The 1,611-nt window shown below is 58.8% G+C and carries 1 protein-coding gene; it reads left to right on the top strand.

Features of this window, described 5'->3' with window-relative positions:
- The first annotated feature begins 165 nt into the window (after positions 1-165).
- Positions 166-1,413 (top strand): IS4 family transposase, encoded by a 1,248-nt coding sequence (locus B056_RS0110770; RefSeq protein ID WP_051105592.1) that lies wholly within the window; start codon positions 166-168, stop codon positions 1,411-1,413.
- Positions 1,414-1,611 lie beyond the last annotated feature (198 nt).

A 1,611-nucleotide genomic window follows, 5' to 3' on the forward strand; every position in this document is an offset into this window, starting at 1 on the left:
CAATACCGCTAAGTTTAGCTTTTCCTAGCTCAGCAGGCCATTTCGGTCCGAGTGCGACACGCCAACAGCCGGAAACTTTTTGATCACTATTTCCCTACGGTCGCACGCATCATTTTGATCATAGGTTGTGATTTGCACCGCCGCTTTTATTTACCATCTACGAATATGTCGGCGGATCGGTTCACAGACCATATTGCGATCGGCGTTCTCAAAGACATGGTTCCCCGCGAGGTGGTGGACGATGTTCTTACGGAAACAGGCCGCCGCGAGAAACGATCACGATTGCTTCCGGCGCATGTCATGGTCTATTTCACGATGGCGATGTGCCTGTTCTTCGATGACGACTACGAGGAAGTCATCCGAAAACTTGTCGGGACGTTACGTGACCTGCGTTCCTGGAAAGATGAGTGGCGGATCCCGTCGACCAGTGCTATCACCCAAGCCCGCGCGCGGCTTGGGCCGGAGCCGCTCCGCGAGCTTTTCGCCCGGCTGGCGGTCCCAGTCGCTGGGCGTGGCACCCGGGGTGCCTGGCTTGCGGGTCGCCGACTGATGGCAGTTGACGGCGTTCGCCTCGAACTTCCCGACACTCCAGAAAACGTCGAGAGATTCAAAAAATTTCACGCCAAGGCCAAGGAAACCACCTATCCAAAGGCTCTAATCGTAGGCCTCGTCGAATGCGGGTCGCATGCATTCGTGGACGCCCAGATCGGCTCCTGTCGAGAGTCCGAGAAGACGCTCGTTAAGGGCATCCTTCCCACATTTGAACCAGGGATGCTCGTCCTCGCGGATGCCCTCTACTACGGCTACGACCTGTGGAAACAAGCGGCGACGACTGGAGCCGACCTGCTCTGGAAAGTCGGGCCGAAGCTGAGGTTGCCGGTTCTCGAAAGACTCCCAGACGGCTCCTACATCTCCGCTGTCATTGATTCCAACCGCGTAGAAGGACGATACCGCGACCGTGCGATCGACGACCTGCGCGCCGGGCGGCTATCGAACCTCGACCAGCACCACATGAAAGTCCGGGTCGTCGAGTACGAGGTCACCGACCGTGAAGGAGACGAGCTGACCTGCCTGATAACCACACTTCTCGACCCAGAAGAGATCTCAGCTCTGGAACTCGCAGCGGCCTATCACGAACGCTGGGAGATCGAACTTGGATTCGCCGAAATGAAAACTCGCCTCCGCGGAGGCGACCGGGTCCTGCGTTCACGCTCACCCGACATGGCCGAACAGGAGATCTGGGCGATCCTCCTGACCCACCATGCGATCCGGCGCCTGATGTGCCACGCCGCCGACGAGGCCGACATCGACGCCGACCAACTGTCGTTCACTCGCACCGTCCGTATCATCCGCCGGCACGCTAACAGCCCGGCGGCTTTTTCCCCCTCAGCGCCTGGCCACGGCGATCCATGAAGCTACCGACGAGATAACAGAACGATTCGTCTCAGGCCGGCGTCACCGCTCGAACCCGAGAGCAAGGAAACGCCTCACCCGCACCAGCTACCGAATCCGAACCACAACAGACCACGGAATCAACCATCCTGCCGCTCCGACGATCAAGCTCGCCTGCCCAGTCGATCAAGGAGTGGTTAGCTTAACTTAGCGGTATTG

Source organism: Parafrankia discariae (genome assembly GCF_000373365.1).
Classification (GTDB): domain Bacteria; phylum Actinomycetota; class Actinomycetes; order Frankiales; family Frankiaceae; genus Parafrankia; species Parafrankia discariae.